Raw genomic sequence first — 14,911 nt, forward strand, 5'->3', positions numbered from 1 at the left:
ATAGACCGCCGGGGAGAATAGCAACCGTGGCATCTTAAGGGGACTTGGTTTTGAATAGAGCCTGTATCGCCGCGAGCTTTTCGTCGGTGGATCTACCGTCATTTGCTTCGACAATGCTCTGGATCGACTGGAGGGTAGCGGACGCATTTGGTTCTGCTTTCAGGATGTCTTGTATCTCAGCATCTTGTGTGAGGTGAATGTAAGTCGAAAGGGTACTCTTGGATGCGTGATATGAGTCCTTGCGAGCAATGGACATTGCTACATCTAAAATATTGGCCTTCGACATTTTTGAAAGCTTACTTATGTTCGTTGCGACCAAGATCGTGAAGTAGCGATGGCGAAAATTATGATAGGAAATGCCTTCAAGGAGCTCTGCGTGTTTTGAAGAGTTGATAACTACCTTGTAATAGGAGTTAAAGGTGCTTCGCGCCAAAGGGTATCCAGTATCCTCACTGACGAAAATTTTGTCGTGAAGCTCGCTGTGAGGGTGTTTAGATCGAGTAAGCATAATAAATTTGTAGATTTCTAAAAGCTCTCCTTCGGGTATTTTAACTTGGCGTAAGCATCCCTTGTACTTGCCTTTTAAAGCTGGGATGTTCCTTACGAGGTCGTTATTCTTGAATGCATTAATAATGGAGCTTGCTGGGATGTTGATGACCTCTTCTATGCGGCTGCCGGTGTGTTCAAGTAATGTGGTAAGAATGTACCATCTATCAATTATATACTGGTTGGAAGTGTAGTCATAAATGGCATCGTGCCATGCATTTATCTCGTTGATTCGGATGAAAGTAATCGGCTCGGTCGGAGTATCCCTTAGCCCATCTATACATGGGTGGGTTAGAAACCTTAATGGTATTCGCCTGTTAAGTCTATAGTATTCTTCTGTAGCGTTAATTTGGAAGTCGTGTGCGTTAGGATCTGTTGTAAGTAACTTGTGGAACTTGTTTTCGTTTTGTGTGTGCTCTAACAGGGCTAGTATGCGCCTTATGGTTCTTTTGATAGTGGTTGAATTTGCCGTGTTAGAGTCTTGTTTGTGCTTGACGAAATCGTACAGGGTTTCGTCAGTGACATCGAAAATAGTTAATTTGTTAAGTTCTATATATTCCTGGAAAGCATTTAGAGTGTCAGCATAGCTAAACACTGTTTTAACTGCGGGGCGGGCCCCATAACTATTAGCGCCGCCGCCGAAACTTGTAATAAAGCTATTGAGCTCCCAGCAAAAGTTTCCACGGGAATCAAATAGCATCGGAAGAGGAGGTGGTGTGGTGTGGCCGTGATTGAAAAGGAAGTCAAGGCGCGGAGCTTTGGCTACATGTATCATGGCTTCACCAAGCTGAGATGGGCTCTATCAAGTGCCTGAGTGTGGCTTCTTAGAACCTGCTGATATCTGAGATCCTGGCGAGTGTGCTCGTCCACTCTCGCAGTAAGTTGCATATACGCCCTATACATTTCAGCCAAAGTGTTCGTGAGATAGTCGATTTGACCTTTCAGAGTTAAGATTTCTTCTTGCTGTGAGCGCTGGGTTATTCGCTTTTGAGGTGGGGGCGGTTCAGTGGCGGGAGTTTGATTGTTATATGCCTCTAGAGCGGCTGCTAGCTGGTCTGAGTATTCGATGTTGTAGGGTTCTCGCGATGTATTGTAAGAGCAGGAGGTGACTTCGAGCTCGGTGTCTTCCCAGGCGAGTGCAGCCTTGAAAGGTATACCCCTCTTACTCTTAAGTGCGTCTAGAGAAGGCAGTCTTTTATGATCTTCAATGGCTTTTCTTATCAGCAAGACTTTAGTCAGCAGGCTTTGTGTTTTGGCCTGCTTCTCCTGGAGTTTAGCTGCTGAGGTTTCACCCTTTGAATATCGGCTCATATTATTTGCTCGCGTAAATAAAGACTTTCTGATTGTTGATGATTTGAATTTTTATTTCCCGAAGGCTTGCCAATTCTTGAAGATGTTCAGACAGCAAAGTATGGTCACCAAGTTTGACTTCAAGCTCGCGCTCGGCAAAATCTTTTTGCAGATCTTCGTCGACTAATACGTCTTTGCCAACATGACCCTGAAGGAAATCTGTTAAGAACTCTAGTGTGTCTCGCTTCCAATCAGGCTGATTTGCGATATTGGCGTAGTAAAGCGTCACGCTAGGTTCGATATGGCCCATCATCCACCGCAACGACTCAATTTCAGTGCTTCCGCTTAGGTAGAAGAAAAAGGCAGCGAAGAAACGCCTGAACTGATGGGGGCGCGCATACCACCTGGTTTCGCCTATCTTGGGTACTTGAATCCAATCAGAATATTGATCCAGTTTTTTACGGAGAGTCACCTCATTTCGGTCTTTCCCTTTATTTGCACTGGAGGGCCAGATGGAGGTCATGTTTGGGTGGCGACCCTCCATGAACTCGATGTACTCATAAATAAAGTCCCAAATGACCTTAGGAATTGGGCGCTTGATGGTTTCAAGCTCATGGCTGTTACTGGTTTTCGGGATCTTAAACTTCAAATCCCATAAGCCATCCAGTTTTGAAACCGTAAGGCAATTCGCATCAAGCAAGGCGGCGCTCAATACTCGGCAAGCCGAAAAAGTGTGAATAAGGATGCGTGTTGTGATGGCGTAGAAGTCGATTAGTTCTTCAGTAGAGATGTGTTCGCGCATGACCGAGTTGCAATCTATTCCACCTCTGGAATTGCCGCACTTACCATACGTTTTGATATTGAGATGTCTCAGTTCCTTGGGAATTGCTACGGCTTCAAAAGTTTGTTTCTTGAAGGCATGTACATTTGACCTTATAGTGCTTGCAGCATATTTTGCGATGATTTCCTTGTTGTAGTAGTTATCGAGCTTTTGGATGTACTTTCGAATGTGTGGGGCATAGTCTCGATGGAAGACAATCGCGTTGCTAATGTAGTGAAAAGCTATGTTTGCAGGCATTAAGGGAGTTTGGATTTTTTCGACAAAGCTCCCTGAAACGCTATTAAGTGCATCCGAAATTAAATGTGCTCCCACCTCGAAGCGGTGGGCTTGATGCTCTTTAGTGGCATGCAAATAGGTTAAGTTTGTGCACTTGTTTTGAATTGTGGATATACTGAGGCTGTCTGTTTCGTCATCCTCATCGGCAGTATAGGTGCAGGTGAATTCTCGGCAGTTGTCTGTGTTGTTTTTAAGTTTTTGAATTAAAATTTTTTTAGTAATGGGTGGAATCTGCATTTCTGAGATTAGAGGTACAATGTTTTTTAGTCCTCTGGATGCTGAGCCTAGTTTTGAGTCAAGTTCTGCGATGTTTATGCCCATGAGTGTTAAGTCGTGAGCTTCCAGGAAGGTTTTGATATCGTCCAGCGTGATATCAGCCAAGGTGACGATCTTAGGAGCCTGGCTTGAGCGATGCCTTGCCTCATAAACATGGTCGGCAATTTCAAAAGCCGCTCTTACGAAGTGGACGAGAGCATGTGGGCGTCTTGACTTCGAGCTTTCGATCAGGGCAATAGCTGAAGCCTGTAAGTCCCGGATAAATAAATTCCACACGAGGTCTGCTGTGGAGGACTCGTCGAATAACTCATAGTTGAAGCTGATTTTTACATATTTAGTAGTGCGTGGATCATCAGATGCAGACACTTTTGTGCCGGTTTTTGGGACGTACCATTCCATTGCCGAGGAGGCAGGGTGAATCCAACTAGGGAGTACAGTTTGTGAGGCTGCTGCCGATGGCGTGAGGTTTTTTAATTTCTTGTTATTCATGCGCGTTCACCTCAAGCAGATCGAAGTTCATTAACTTGGGAGGAGTGTCCGCAAGTAGCTTGATCATCTTTCGGCTACCTTCATCTTCGATCTTTGTGATGATTTTTTTGCAGGTTGAAATAAGTTCTTCTTTTGTTCCGTGTGTTGCGTAGGAGACAATCAACTCAATGCCTTCTGGCGAGCAAAGGAAAGTAAGTTTTTGCTCGAAGTTGTTAGTTTTTGGATTTTGGTCGATACTCCTTAGGTGCTTAACGGCCTCAATTAGCTGACTCTTGGCGCACTCGTAATTCTGGACTTTGCCATTGCTAGCAGGGGCTGTTAGCTCTTCGGTGATGAGTAGCTGGATGTTCTGATGGTCGCGGACTCTCTTTCGGTAAACGAATTCTTGAATCGAAGGTGGGATGTAGTTTCTCAATGCTGTGAGTAGAGAGTTGCCTAGATAAATAGTGGTTTCGAGCGTATCGCCTCCACTTTCAATCCATTTCAGCAGTCCGCGAGAGACTCTGATTTTTGGCATTGATGGCTCAGCCTTGGCCACCCACTCTGGCAGGGAGTCTATGATGGATTTAAAGGCAAGCTTCCTTCTTGTGTCCAATATCCTGTATACCTCTTCCTCTCCAGCTCGAGTTTTACTCGACCCATCAAGTACGAACAAGTAGTTGGATTTCAGTGCCTGGGCATGTCGCTCGCGCATTTGCAGGAGCATGCACAGAACGGTGTTAGCATCCAGAGTTTCCTCGCCATCAGTATCTGCTTTAGGTGCGTGCCGTTCTATCAACTTATTAGCTCTGGGCTTGAGCGTCGTAATTGTAACGCCACCATCCTCCCTGATGGTTACGAACTGTCCTTCTTTTGTTTTCTTGACCTTGGCATTGGCGAGGTCGGAGACGTTGATGCCAAGTTCGTCAATGATGATGCACATTGCGGCGACCGCGAAATCGTCGGTTATTCCTAAGTGCGGCCTGACTTCATATGCTGACCAGGAATTTACATGATGAGCCCCAGGGAAAGAGCGGCGTGTATATAAGCCATTCTGCTCTTCGGCCAGATATGCAACCGTATTAATAAATCCCCTTGGGTGACTTTTAGAAAAAAAGCTAATACGCTGGCCACTTTTGAACGCTTTCTGAGTGGGGTCGAGATTGTCATCTGTCAACCGCATGGCGTTCAGGTCACTACCTAGGATCATGCCCTGAGTCTGCTTAAACTTGGCATACCCTTCTGTGACTATACTTTGGCAGCGTGTCAAAATCGCCGATCTGTGATTTTCGATTTGGTCAGCGATGTCGTTCAAAGCATCATCCATTGATGCGGCTTCAATGGCATGTTTTAGTGTCAAGTATCCGAGGATGTTGCATTCTTTTTCTGAGAATACATCTGACGAGTCTGGTATGGGCGGCAGAAGGGTGTTGCTCGGCAGCTTTTTTGCTTTTTGAAGTTTGTTCAAGTACAGGTGTACCGCACTGTAATCAGAAATAACAGTTACTTCTTTTACAGGTTTCCCGGTCTTTTCAGAAGTGGCATTACGTCGGTTTGACAGGAATTGACGACATGCATTTGTAATGACAACTGGCTTTCGGTGCCATTCTGGATCGAGTCCATGCGCAAGCATGAAAAAGGCGCGGATGTGCGGCGCCCGCCGACGCGGAGGATGCTTCTCTACGTAGGCGAGGATGTCCTTGGGGCAGCAGCTTCTGATACCATCAACGAAATTTTCTGATGTCCTGCTCATCTCGTGCCTATCTGAAATCGGTTCAGGTAGAAATTTTAGAGAGAAATCGAGCTTCCGCAAGGGTGAAAGGTATGAACAGCATGGCTTTGCAGCGCTTTGGTTTCGTAGGCACCTACCTATGTGAACCCGTGTCCGTACTGCTTCCCCTGCAGGCCCGCCTGATGTCCCAGGCCCTGCGCAAGATCACCGGTAACATCAAGAACGCCAACTGCCTGGTCATCTTCATCAACCAGATCCGCATGAAGATCGGTGTGATGTTCGGCAGTCCGGAAACCACCACCGGCGGTAACGCCCTGAAGTTCTACGCGTCGGTCCGTCTCGACATCCGCCGTACCGGCGCGGTGAAGGAAGGCGACGAAGTGGTAGGTAGCGAAACCCGCGTCAAGATCGTCAAGAACAAGGTTGCGCCTCCGTTCCGTCAGGCCGAGTTCCAGATCCTCTACGGAAAAGGTATCTACCGTAACGGCGAGATCATCGACCTGGGCGTGCTGCATGGCCTGCTGGAAAAATCTGGCGCCTGGTACAGCTACCAGGGCAGCAAGATCGGCCAGGGTAAAGCCAACTCGGCCAAGTTCCTGGCGGAAAACCCGGAAATCGCTGAAACCCTCGAGAAGCAGATTCGCGAGAAGCTGCTGAGTGCCGGTGCAGTTGATGCTGCTGGCAAAGCGGCTGCCTCCGAGGCTTCCGCAGAAGATCTGGCTGACGCCGACGCCGACTTCTGACCCCGCGCATGTCCGTCATACTCGACACCCCCGTCGCCGTAAGGCGGACAGCCATGGACCTGCTCGCACGACGCGAGCACGGTCGAGCCGAGCTGGCGCGCAAGCTGCGCCAGCGTGGCGCCTCTCCGGAAATGATCGAGCACGAACTCGACCGCCTGGCGGACGAGGGGCTGCTAAGCGAATCCCGTTATCTTGAAAGTTTCATCCGTTCTCGCGGCAACGCCGGCTACGGGCCAGCACGTATTCGCGAGGAGCTGACCCAGCGTGGTTTGTCCCGCGGTGATGTCGAGCAGGCACTTCGCGAGGCCGAGTTCGATTGGGCGGTCCAATTGGCGGATGTCTGGCGACGCAAGTTCTCCGGACGACTACCAGGCGATCCCAAGGAGCGTGCCAAGCAAACCCGGTTTCTGGTCTATCGTGGTTTTTCCATGGAGATGGTCGGCCGCTTGCTGAGCGGCCGAAGCCTGGACGATTGACTCGGATCAGGTGACCTTGGCCGGCTCCCGCACCCGTTGTGTCGCTTGTGCCGGTATCTGGGAACTGGCCCGGTTCTCCGGCAGATTGATGAAGTCCACCAACTCCCGCAGACGCCCCTGATCGCGGCCAGTGAACGCAAACACCAGCCTGTGCAGGTGGTTGAACTGGGCGTCGTCCTGTTCTTCGCCAGCGTAGGCGTGCTGGGTGAAGTCTCCGCTCAGTCGAAGGTCCGCAAAGGCATCCTGAAGTTCCAGCAAAGCAGCGTCACTCAAGGGATGTTGCATACGAATCACGAACTGGTTTTTCAGCCAGCGACTGGAGTGGTAGTTGCTGTAGAACTGGTTGATTTCATCCACCGCCTGCTCCGCGCTGTGGGCCAGCCGCATCAGCTTCATGTCGCTGGGCAGGATGTAACGGTTCTCTTCCAGTTGGCGGGTGATGAAGTTCAGCGCGTCCTGCCAGAAGCTGCCACCGGGGGCATCCAGCAGTACCACCGGCACCAGTGGGCTCTTGCCGGTCTGGATCAGTGTCAGCACTTCAAGCGCCTCGTCCAGGGTGCCAAAGCCTCCGGGGCAGAGCACCAGCGCATCGGCTTCCTTGACGAAGAACAGCTTGCGGATGAAGAAGAAATGGAACGGTAGCAGCTTGTCGGTGCCATCGACGGTGGCGTTGGCATGTTGCTCGAAGGGCAGGGTGATATTGAAGCCCAGGCTGTGATCGACGCCGGCACCTTCGTGCGCCGCCGCCATGATGCCGCCACCTGCACCGGTAATCACCATGAGTTCGGAGCGGGCGAGGGCGGCGCCCAGTTCCCGGGCGAGGGCGTAGATGGGATGTTCGACCGGCGTACGCGCCGAGCCGAAGACCGTGACCTTGCGGCGCCCCTTGTATTGTCCCAGTACCCGGAACGCGTGGTCGAGTTCACGCAAGGCCTGCAGGGTGATCTTGGCATTCCAGCGGTTGCTGTCGTCCTGGGCCATGCGCAGTACGGTGAGCATCATGTCCCGGTAGAGCGGCAGGTTGGGGCTGTTGGCGGCGACCAGGTTCAGTTGCTGGTCGATGTGGTCGAGATCGATTCCCTGGTTCTTGAAGTGGCTGGCAAGCAGCTCATTGGGTTGATAAGGCATTCAAACGTCTCCTTTCTGCAGCAAAACCTCGAACCAGGTCAGGATCAGGACCTGGCCACGACACCGCTTGAGTCGCTGGCTGCGCAGGCCGGGCCGATAGGCGCCGACAGTGCAGTGGACCTTGGAAGGTCTCGTCGCAGTGATGATTTCGATCCCTTGGCAATTCTTGCAGGGAAAGCGCAACGCAATACTACGGCGGTCTCGGCCAGCCCCCTCTGCCTGACCGGAAGTTGAAAGGTGTTTGTAATCAATCTAGACCCTGCCAGGTGTTTACGCTTGTGCTGACAATGTGCGCATAACGTCATGACAGGTAATCGGTTTATTCTCTTTGGCGATCTAAATGCGCCGCTCGTCAGATGGGATCCAATCCGGCGAATGCTCTGTTTTACTGACGGAAGAACCGCATTGCAGGGAGGCTGCCATGCACCGAGTCAGTCTTGAGCTGGATAACCAGTTGTACCGGCTGCTTCAAAGTGCAGCTCAGGCCAATAACCTGAGTGTCGAGGAAGAGTGTCTGCGCAGGCTGGAAGGTGGCGAACGACGTTCGCGCTACCTGCAGGCGCTGGTCGCGGAGTTGCGCGCCGATGAAGAGCAACGGCGCGAGAGCAGTCACTTGATGTAGCGGGGCACGGTCACTTCTTCTTGCCGTTGATCCCGCAGCTCTGAGCGTTGAAGTTTTCGACGGCCACCGGCCGGTTGGTCTTGTACTCGGTGAATTGATACGTCAACACCGCGCCTCGTGCCAACAACTGACGGTAGCCGTTGTTGGTGCACACGCTTCGACCCAACTGGTCACGCACCTTGTCGGGGTTGGCACGCATCTGTTGCGCGTGGCTGGCGCGAACACTCAGGTGATTGATCAGCTGTGGACCCTTGACCGTATACCCTTGGTCGAGGATGTCTTCGTTGATGGCGCGTGGCGTTGCGGCACTGCTTTCACGGGCCACTTTTTCCAGCATCTGGGTCAGTTCGTATTCCTGCTTGGATGCGGCGTTGGCGGCAAGCGGCATGGCCAGCATCAGGCTCAGGGTGGGGGCGATGAAACGCAGCATTCACTTCTCCAGATTCGGTAACTGGCGCTTTGACAGGCTTCTACGGGCCGCGTTCCCCAACAGCGTGAGTCAACAGCAGCCGGCAATAGGCTCGGGATTATAGTGGAGCAGGACATTTCCCTGCACGGCCAAGCGCAGTGCCGTACACTTCGCGGCTTCGCTGCGCCGAGTCATCGTCGCTGTGCTTCTTCTTTCCTGCCATTGCCGTATCCGATCATGAGCCATGCCGTATCACGCCTGCGCGCCGACCGCCTGGCCCGCAGTGTCAAACCTTTCATTGCCCGTGGGTCGCGAGCGCCGCGTTGCCCTGGCTGCCGGGTCATCTTCGATTATTGTCTGTGCGAATGGCGCCCGCGGGTCGCTGCCGAATCGGCCATGTGTCTGTTGATGCACGACACCGAACCGCTCAAACCCACCAATACCGGCTGGCTGATCGCTGATGTGATCGAGGACACCACGGCTTTCGGCTGGCAACGGACGGTGGTAGACGACGCCTTGCTGGCGCTGTTGGATCAGCCGCAATGGCAGCCCTACATCGTGTTTCCCGGAGAGTTCGTCCAGCCGCAGCGGGTGGTGGCAGAGGTACAGCCGGCACAAGGCAAGCGTCCGCTGTTCATCCTGCTGGATGCCACCTGGACGGAAGCACGCAAGATGTTCCGCAGGAGCTCCTACCTGGATCGCTTTCCGGTGCTGAGCCTGCAACCGGAGCAGATTTCCCGCTACCGCCTGCGCCGCTCCAAGCGTGACGACCACTTCTGCACCGCCGAAGTGGCGGCGATGTGCCTGGAGCTGGCCGGGGACCAGGCTGCAGCGCAGGCGCTGGACGCCTACCTCGATGTATTCAGTGCGCATTACCTGGGCGCCAAGTTCCAGTTGCCGCTGGACCGGGACGATGCCATCCATCAGCGCCTCAGGCCCTTCCTATAGTCCAAGGGGCAAGTGTTGCACTTTGCTTCATAATGATGACGTCGCCGCCAGGACGGGCCGGAACCGAACTTGACCACCCGGTTTCGCCTCGGCATCCTTGGCGCCGATTCGGGCACGTCGAGCGCTTGAATAGCGTATTTCCAGGCCCCGATGTGCCTTTTGGGTGCGTGGCATTACCGCCACCGCCTTGAGTTGCTCCAGGTTCCGGCCTCCTCCGGTACCTGCACAGAACAGGATCATTAGATCGATGGCCACATACGAAATCCTGATTGCCGATGACCACCCCCTTTTTCGCAGCGCACTGCGCCAGGCCGTGACCCTGGGGTTGGGCCCCGACGTGCGTCTGGTGGAAGCCGCGAGCATCGCCGAGCTGGAGACCCGCCTCGCTGAAAAATCCGACTGGGACCTGGTACTGCTCGATCTGAACATGCCCGGTGCCTACGGCTTTTCCGGCCTGGTGCTGTTGCGTGGGCAATACCCGCAGATCCCGGTGGTGATGGTCTCGGCTCAGGAAGAAGCTGCCGTCGTGGTCAAGTCCCGCGAATTCGGTGCCAGCGGCTTCATTCCCAAGTCCAGCCCGCTGGAACAGATTCAGGATGCGGTGCGCAAAGTGCTGGACGGCGACGTCTGGTGGCCGCCCCAGGCATTCGAAAAGGTCGATGTCTCGGCTGAGGCCAAGGCCGCCAGCGAAGGGCTGGCCAGCCTCACCCCACAGCAGTTCCGCGTGTTGACCATGGTCTGCGAGGGCTTGCTGAACAAGCAGATCGCTTATGAGCTGAACGTCTCCGAGGCAACCATCAAGGCCCACGTCACGGCGATCTTCCGCAAGCTCGGCGTGCGTACCCGGACCCAGGCCGCGCTGCTGCTGCAACAGCTCGAATCCGTATCCGCCAGTTAAGGCCATTGGCCTTCACGGTTTTTTGACCCGCGGTGCACTAGCCTGCACCGCTCTCCACAGTTGAAGCGGCTTCTTATGTCACCTTTCAAGGGCCAGACCGGCCTCAAGCGTATCTTCAATGCTGCGGGCTATTCCCTGGATGGTCTGCGCGCGGCGTTTTCCGGTGAGGCGGCGTTTCGTCAACTGGTGCTGCTCAATGTGATTCTGGTTCCGCTGGCGTTCTGGCTGGATGTCAGCCGGGCCGAGCGAGCGATCCTGATTGCGGTGTGTCTGCTGGGCTTGATCGTCGAGTTGCTCAACTCGGCCGTCGAGGCGGCAATCGACCGCATCTCCCTCGACCGCCATCCGCTTTCCAAGAACGCCAAGGACATGGGCAGCGCTGCGCAACTGGTGGCGCTGACCATGGTGGGCGTGGTCTGGGGTGTGATACTGCTTTAAGCGATGCTTGGCAGGACGATCTCGTCGCTGCGGCTTACCCCGGCGGTGAAGCTGCGGCACAGTTCGAGGAATTCGCGCATGGCGGAGGTCTGGTACTTCTGTTTGTGCCAGATGAAGAAGAACTGCCTCGCTAGGTCCAGCTCCGGCGTTTCCACGGCCACCAGGCTGCCGCGGCGGAAAGCGTCGCGCAGGGCCAGGCGAGAGATGCAGCCGATGCCCAGGCCGGACTCCACGGCGCGCTTGATGGCTTCGGTATGTTCCAGCTCCAGGCGGATGTTCAGCGTGGAGCGGTGATGGCGCATCGCCTGATCGAAGGTCAGGCGGGTCCCGGAGCCTTCTTCGCGCAAGATCCATGCTTCCCGGGTCAACTCCTCCAGACTCGCCAGTCCGCGTCGGGCCAACGGATGCTGCGGCGCACAGAACACGACCAGTTCGTCCTCGACCCAAGGCTGGACCTCCAGGTCCGGATGGTTGCAGTCGCCCTCGATTAGACCCAGATCAATCTCGTAGTGAGCGACCTGTTGCACGATATGCGCAGTGTTTTGCACATGCAGTTTGACCTGGCTTTCCGGGTGTACCTGCATGAAGCTGCCGATCAGCAGGGTCGCCAGATAGTTGCCGATGGTCAGCGTGGCGCCCACCGCCAATGAGCCGAAACCGGACTTGCCGTTGAGCAGGTCTTCGATTTCCTTGGCCTGGTCAAGCAGCGCCACCGCCTGGGGCAAGAGTTGATGGCCCAGCGCGTTGAGGCTCAGGCGCTTGCCGGCGCGGTCGAACAACTGGCAACTGGATTGCCGCTCAAGCTCGGTAATGGAGGTACTGGCCGCCGACTGCGACAGCGCAAGGACGCTGGCTGCACGCGACACGCTTTGATGCTGGGCGACGGCCACGAAGACCTGAAGCTGACGAAGAGTAAATCGCATATCTATATAACCGATAAGACATATCTTGATAATTCATTTAACAGATATTGTGGTCGGCATTAAACTATCGCGCAATCGCGCTCACGGTTTTAGCGCTGCGTTTTTTTCAGGAGCCCCCTTACATGAGCAACATGAACCACGAACGTGTCCTCAGTGTGCATCACTGGAACGACACCCTGTTCAGCTTCAAGTGCACCCGCGACCCGGGCCTGCGCTTCGAGAACGGTCAGTTCGTGATGATCGGCCTGCAACAGCCCAACGGCCGCCCGCTCATGCGTGCATACTCCATCGCCAGCCCGAACTGGGAAGAGCATCTGGAGTTCTTCAGCATCAAGGTGCCGGACGGTCCGCTGACCTCCCAACTGCAGCACCTGAAGGAAGGCGACGAAGTCATCATCAGCAAGAAGCCTACCGGCACGCTGGTGCTCGATGACCTGAACCCGGGCAAGCACCTGTACCTGCTCAGCACCGGCACTGGCCTGGCGCCGTTCATGAGCGTCATCCAGGACCCGGAAACCTACGAGCGCTTCGAGAAAGTGATCCTGGTCCACGGCGTTCGCTACGTGAACGAAGTCGCCTACCGCGAGTTCATCACCGAGCACCTGCCGCAGAACGAGTTCTTCGGCGAAGCGCTGCGTGAAAAGCTGATCTACTACCCGACCGTTACCCGCGAGCCGTTCGAGAACCAGGGCCGTCTGACCGACCTGATGCGCAGCGGCAAGCTGTTCAGCGATATCGGCCTGCCACCGATCAACCCGCAGGACGACCGCGCCATGATCTGCGGTAGCCCAAGCATGCTCGACGAGACCAGCGAAGTGCTGGACAGCTTCGGCCTGAAAATCTCCCCTCGCATGCGCGAGCCGGGCGACTACCTGATCGAGCGCGCCTTCGTCGAGAAGTAAGCCGTTCGCAGGACACAAAAAACGCAGACCCCGGTCTGCGTTTTTTATGTCTGGCGAAAACCCCGGTTACCCGGCAACCACTTCCAGCACGCGGATGCTGTCTGGTTGCGGGTAGTGCCAGCGCACCTGCACATCCCAGAACTTCACCCCGTACACCCGCTCCGCTGGCGGCACTTGATAGGCCGGGCGTGGGTCCTGGGCCAGGCATTGTTCGATCAGCTCCACCAGCGGCTCACCCAGACGCTGTGCGTGATCGTGGGCCTGGGTCAGCGCCTCGGTGCTCCAGTCCACCGTGATCGGGGTGGGCGGCGCGCTGGCCATGCGGTTGCTGGCTTCGCCGATGCTGTCGGCGTAGGGCACGTAGGGCTTGATGTCGAGCACCGGTGTACCGTCCAGCAGGTCGATGCCCGACAACAGCAAGCGCCCCGGTTCGACCTTCTCCAGCCGCACCACCGACTGGCCGATGCCGTTAGGGCGATGTGTCGCACGGGTGGCGAACACCCCCATCGAGGTATTGCCGCCCAGCCGTGGCGGACGCACTTTCAGTCGTGGCTTGTCTTCCAGAGCCTGGTGAAACAGGAACAGCAGCCATACATGGCTGGTCTGCTCCAGGCCCGCCACCGCATCGCCGGTATCGAACGGCGGCACCAGTTCCAGCACGCCACGGGCGGCCGGCGCCAGTTGTGGCTGGCGCGGGATGGCGAACTTCTCCTTGAAACAGGAGCGGACGTAGCCGACGGGCGAGACGTGGTAATCCATGCTCGGCTCAGCCACGGACCCGCAGGCTCAGGCCCTTGAGGAAGTTGCGCAGCAACTGGTCGCCGCAGGGACGGAAATTCTTGTGGTCGGACTTACGAAACAGCGCGCTCAGTTCGGGCTTGGAGACCGGGAAGTCCACCGAGTTGAGGATGGCATGGATATCGTCGTCCTTGAGCTCGAAGGCCACCCGCAACTTCTTCAGGATCTGGTTGTTGCTCACCGGCAGATCTATGGGCGGCAGCGGGCGGCTCTCGTCGCGGCCGCGCTTGAAGATCACCAGACCATCGAGGAAGTGCGCCATGGCCTCGTCAGGGCAATGCACGAAACCTTCGTCCTCGTCCTTTTTCAGGTAGCTGGAGATGTCCGCGTCGCTGACCTTGAAGCCGTTGCTACGGGTGATCTGCGCCATCTTGGTGTCGGAAATGTCCAGCAGGTAGCGCAGGCTGCGCAATACGTCGTTATGAATCATGTGAACGGTCCTGATCGGGAGCCTTGCCAGCGTGGCAGGGCTCAGAATTTTTCTTTGCTTTCCAGGTAGCGCCACTGGCCGGCGGCCAGCTTGCTCATGGAGACGCCACCCAGGCGGATACGGCGCATGCCGACCACTTGCAGGCCAACGCTGCGGCACAACAGCTCGATCAGGCCGGGGGCCGGGTTCTTCAGTACCAGGCGCAGGCGGGTTTCGTTCTGCCAGCTGGCCTTGACCTTCGGCAGCTCATTGCCTTTCCAGTTGAAGCCGCGGTTCAGTCGCTCAAGGCCGTGCTGAATGATCTCACCACTGACTTCCACCACGTACTCTTGCTCCAGGCGCGACAGGTCCGAATTGATCTTGCGCTCGGTACGCCAATCCTGGCTGAACACCTGCAGCCCGCTGGCACCCGCCTGCAGCGGCGCCAGGCAGTTGAGCCGGGCAAAGTGCCCGCGCAGCGCACGGCGGCCCTGGGCGTGGGTTTCGGAAAGCGTCGCGGGGGTCATGCTTGCGCAGCCGCTCTGGGCATCCTGTCCAGCTTCCTGGTGCAGCAGCAGGGTCACCGGCTCCAGAGCATCGGCCTTGGCGCCGGGCAGCAGGGCGACGGTCTGGCCGTCGACCTGGAATTGTGGCTCGTCGACGACCTGGCCATCCACCGTGACCCAGCCTCCGCCGATATAGAGCTCGGCCTCGCGACGGGAGCAGCCGATGAGGGCGATAAGGCTTTTGGAAAGGCGAGTGGTTTCAGACATGAGAACAGCCGGGAT

16 protein-coding genes and 1 pseudogene are annotated in these 14,911 nt (G+C 55.4%); 7 read left to right on the plus strand and 10 right to left on the minus strand.

The window, feature by feature from the left end; translation table 11 throughout:
- Positions 1-34: 34 nt before the first annotated feature.
- From AC05QJ_RS08320 to AC05QJ_RS08335, 4 genes are read right to left on the minus strand one after another with little or no spacing between them, the layout of a single operon-like run.
- Entirely contained in the window at positions 35-1,321 is a 1,287-nt protein-coding gene (locus tag AC05QJ_RS08320; RefSeq protein WP_476746398.1) for a tyrosine-type recombinase/integrase, read from the minus strand.
- A complete protein-coding gene (locus tag AC05QJ_RS08325; protein WP_412763286.1) occupies positions 1,318-1,857 on the minus strand; it encodes a hypothetical protein in 540 nt (179 codons plus the stop codon). The genes AC05QJ_RS08320 and AC05QJ_RS08325 overlap by 4 nt, the downstream gene beginning before the upstream one ends.
- 1 nt (position 1,858) lies before the next feature.
- Entirely contained in the window at positions 1,859-3,718 is a 1,860-nt protein-coding gene (locus AC05QJ_RS08330; protein ID WP_476746399.1) for a hypothetical protein, read from the minus strand.
- Positions 3,711-5,450, minus strand: coding sequence for a hypothetical protein (locus AC05QJ_RS08335; protein WP_476746400.1), 1,740 nt, complete (start codon positions 5,448-5,450; stop codon positions 3,711-3,713). Before AC05QJ_RS08335 ends, AC05QJ_RS08330 begins: the two co-directional genes overlap by 8 nt.
- A 146-nt stretch (positions 5,451-5,596) precedes the next feature.
- On the opposite strand from AC05QJ_RS08335, the pseudogene AC05QJ_RS08340 reads away from it, so the two are divergent.
- Together AC05QJ_RS08340 and recX are read left to right on the plus strand one after the other, a co-directional pair.
- Positions 5,597-6,172 (plus strand): annotated as a pseudogene (locus tag AC05QJ_RS08340) (recombinase RecA family protein); the annotation flags it as partial.
- 8 nt (positions 6,173-6,180) lie between these two features.
- Positions 6,181-6,648, plus strand: coding sequence for a recombination regulator RecX (gene recX, locus AC05QJ_RS08345; RefSeq protein ID WP_476746401.1), 468 nt, complete (start codon positions 6,181-6,183; stop codon positions 6,646-6,648).
- A 6-nt stretch (positions 6,649-6,654) separates the two neighbouring features.
- Here the strand turns inward: recX and AC05QJ_RS08350 are convergent, their stop codons facing one another.
- Positions 6,655-7,776: an LOG family protein gene (locus AC05QJ_RS08350; RefSeq protein WP_476746402.1), complete on the minus strand. Its 1,122-nt coding sequence runs from the start codon at positions 7,774-7,776 to the stop codon at positions 6,655-6,657.
- A gap of 421 nt (positions 7,777-8,197) precedes the next feature.
- On the opposite strand from AC05QJ_RS08350, the gene AC05QJ_RS08355 reads away from it, so the two are divergent.
- A complete protein-coding gene (locus AC05QJ_RS08355; RefSeq protein WP_476746403.1) occupies positions 8,198-8,398 on the plus strand; it encodes a hypothetical protein in 201 nt (66 codons plus the stop codon).
- 10 nt (positions 8,399-8,408) lie between these two features.
- On the opposite strand, the gene AC05QJ_RS08360 is transcribed toward AC05QJ_RS08355, so the two are convergent.
- Positions 8,409-8,828, minus strand: a complete 420-nt coding sequence (locus tag AC05QJ_RS08360) for a quorum-sensing-regulated virulence factor family protein (RefSeq protein ID WP_476746404.1) — start codon at positions 8,826-8,828, stop codon at positions 8,409-8,411.
- A 216-nt stretch (positions 8,829-9,044) separates the two neighbouring features.
- On the opposite strand from AC05QJ_RS08360, the gene AC05QJ_RS08365 reads away from it, so the two are divergent.
- The 3 genes from AC05QJ_RS08365 (at position 9,045) to AC05QJ_RS08375 (ending at position 11,091) form a co-directional block, all read left to right on the plus strand.
- Entirely contained in the window at positions 9,045-9,755 is a 711-nt protein-coding gene (locus AC05QJ_RS08365) for a tRNA-uridine aminocarboxypropyltransferase (RefSeq protein WP_476746405.1), read from the plus strand.
- A gap of 247 nt (positions 9,756-10,002) precedes the next feature.
- Positions 10,003-10,653 carry a response regulator transcription factor ErdR gene (erdR, locus tag AC05QJ_RS08370; protein WP_476746406.1) on the plus strand — a complete coding sequence of 217 codons (651 nt, stop codon included), beginning with the start codon at positions 10,003-10,005 and terminating at the stop codon, positions 10,651-10,653.
- Positions 10,654-10,728: 75 nt separating this feature from the next.
- Complete coding sequence (locus AC05QJ_RS08375) at positions 10,729-11,091, plus strand: diacylglycerol kinase (RefSeq protein WP_476746407.1); 363 nt, start codon at positions 10,729-10,731, stop codon at positions 11,089-11,091.
- Here AC05QJ_RS08375 and AC05QJ_RS08380 read toward each other — a convergent pair.
- Positions 11,088-12,014, minus strand: a complete 927-nt coding sequence (locus AC05QJ_RS08380; protein ID WP_476746408.1) for a LysR family transcriptional regulator — start codon at positions 12,012-12,014, stop codon at positions 11,088-11,090. The genes AC05QJ_RS08375 and AC05QJ_RS08380 overlap by 4 nt on opposite strands.
- Positions 12,015-12,136: 122 nt before the next feature.
- Here AC05QJ_RS08380 and fpr point away from each other — a divergent pair, with 122 nt between their 5' ends.
- Positions 12,137-12,916, plus strand: coding sequence for a ferredoxin-NADP reductase (gene fpr, locus AC05QJ_RS08385; protein ID WP_330076184.1), 780 nt, complete (start codon positions 12,137-12,139; stop codon positions 12,914-12,916).
- Between the two features lie 66 nt (positions 12,917-12,982).
- Here the strand turns inward: fpr and tsaA are convergent, their stop codons facing one another.
- The 3 genes from tsaA to AC05QJ_RS08400 are packed head-to-tail and all read right to left on the minus strand — an operon-like array spanning position 12,983 to position 14,896.
- Entirely contained in the window at positions 12,983-13,675 is a 693-nt protein-coding gene (gene tsaA / locus AC05QJ_RS08390; RefSeq protein WP_476746409.1) for a tRNA (N6-threonylcarbamoyladenosine(37)-N6)-methyltransferase TrmO, read from the minus strand.
- Positions 13,676-13,682: 7 nt separating this feature from the next.
- Entirely contained in the window at positions 13,683-14,144 is a 462-nt protein-coding gene (locus tag AC05QJ_RS08395; RefSeq protein ID WP_476746410.1) for a YehS family protein, read from the minus strand.
- A 41-nt stretch (positions 14,145-14,185) separates the two neighbouring features.
- Positions 14,186-14,896: an rRNA pseudouridine synthase gene (locus AC05QJ_RS08400; RefSeq protein WP_476746411.1), complete on the minus strand. Its 711-nt coding sequence runs from the start codon at positions 14,894-14,896 to the stop codon at positions 14,186-14,188.
- Positions 14,897-14,911 lie beyond the last annotated feature (15 nt).

Source organism: Pseudomonas sp. TUM25319, assembly GCF_056388475.1.

What these genes read in the sequence shown, in the direction of transcription:
- AC05QJ_RS08320 (WP_476746398.1), bottom strand. Translation starts at nt 1,321, where the DNA reads ATGATACATGTAGCCAAAGCTCCGCGCCTTGACTTCCTTTTCAATCAC.
- AC05QJ_RS08325 (WP_412763286.1), bottom strand. Translation starts at nt 1,857, where the DNA reads ATGAGCCGATATTCAAAGGGTGAAACCTCAGCAGCTAAACTCCAGGAG.
- AC05QJ_RS08330 (WP_476746399.1), bottom strand. Translation starts at nt 3,718, where the DNA reads ATGAATAACAAGAAATTAAAAAACCTCACGCCATCGGCAGCAGCCTCA.
- AC05QJ_RS08335 (WP_476746400.1), bottom strand. Translation starts at nt 5,450, where the DNA reads ATGAGCAGGACATCAGAAAATTTCGTTGATGGTATCAGAAGCTGCTGC.
- recX (WP_476746401.1), top strand. Translation starts at nt 6,181, where the DNA reads ATGTCCGTCATACTCGACACCCCCGTCGCCGTAAGGCGGACAGCCATG.
- AC05QJ_RS08350 (WP_476746402.1), bottom strand. Translation starts at nt 7,776, where the DNA reads ATGCCTTATCAACCCAATGAGCTGCTTGCCAGCCACTTCAAGAACCAG.
- AC05QJ_RS08355 (WP_476746403.1), top strand. Translation starts at nt 8,198, where the DNA reads ATGCACCGAGTCAGTCTTGAGCTGGATAACCAGTTGTACCGGCTGCTT.
- AC05QJ_RS08360 (WP_476746404.1), bottom strand. Translation starts at nt 8,828, where the DNA reads ATGCTGCGTTTCATCGCCCCCACCCTGAGCCTGATGCTGGCCATGCCG.
- AC05QJ_RS08365 (WP_476746405.1), top strand. Translation starts at nt 9,045, where the DNA reads ATGAGCCATGCCGTATCACGCCTGCGCGCCGACCGCCTGGCCCGCAGT.
- erdR (WP_476746406.1), top strand. Translation starts at nt 10,003, where the DNA reads ATGGCCACATACGAAATCCTGATTGCCGATGACCACCCCCTTTTTCGC.
- AC05QJ_RS08375 (WP_476746407.1), top strand. Translation starts at nt 10,729, where the DNA reads ATGTCACCTTTCAAGGGCCAGACCGGCCTCAAGCGTATCTTCAATGCT.
- AC05QJ_RS08380 (WP_476746408.1), bottom strand. Translation starts at nt 12,014, where the DNA reads ATGCGATTTACTCTTCGTCAGCTTCAGGTCTTCGTGGCCGTCGCCCAG.
- fpr (WP_330076184.1), top strand. Translation starts at nt 12,137, where the DNA reads ATGAGCAACATGAACCACGAACGTGTCCTCAGTGTGCATCACTGGAAC.
- tsaA (WP_476746409.1), bottom strand. Translation starts at nt 13,675, where the DNA reads ATGGATTACCACGTCTCGCCCGTCGGCTACGTCCGCTCCTGTTTCAAG.
- AC05QJ_RS08395 (WP_476746410.1), bottom strand. Translation starts at nt 14,144, where the DNA reads ATGATTCATAACGACGTATTGCGCAGCCTGCGCTACCTGCTGGACATT.
- AC05QJ_RS08400 (WP_476746411.1), bottom strand. Translation starts at nt 14,896, where the DNA reads ATGTCTGAAACCACTCGCCTTTCCAAAAGCCTTATCGCCCTCATCGGC.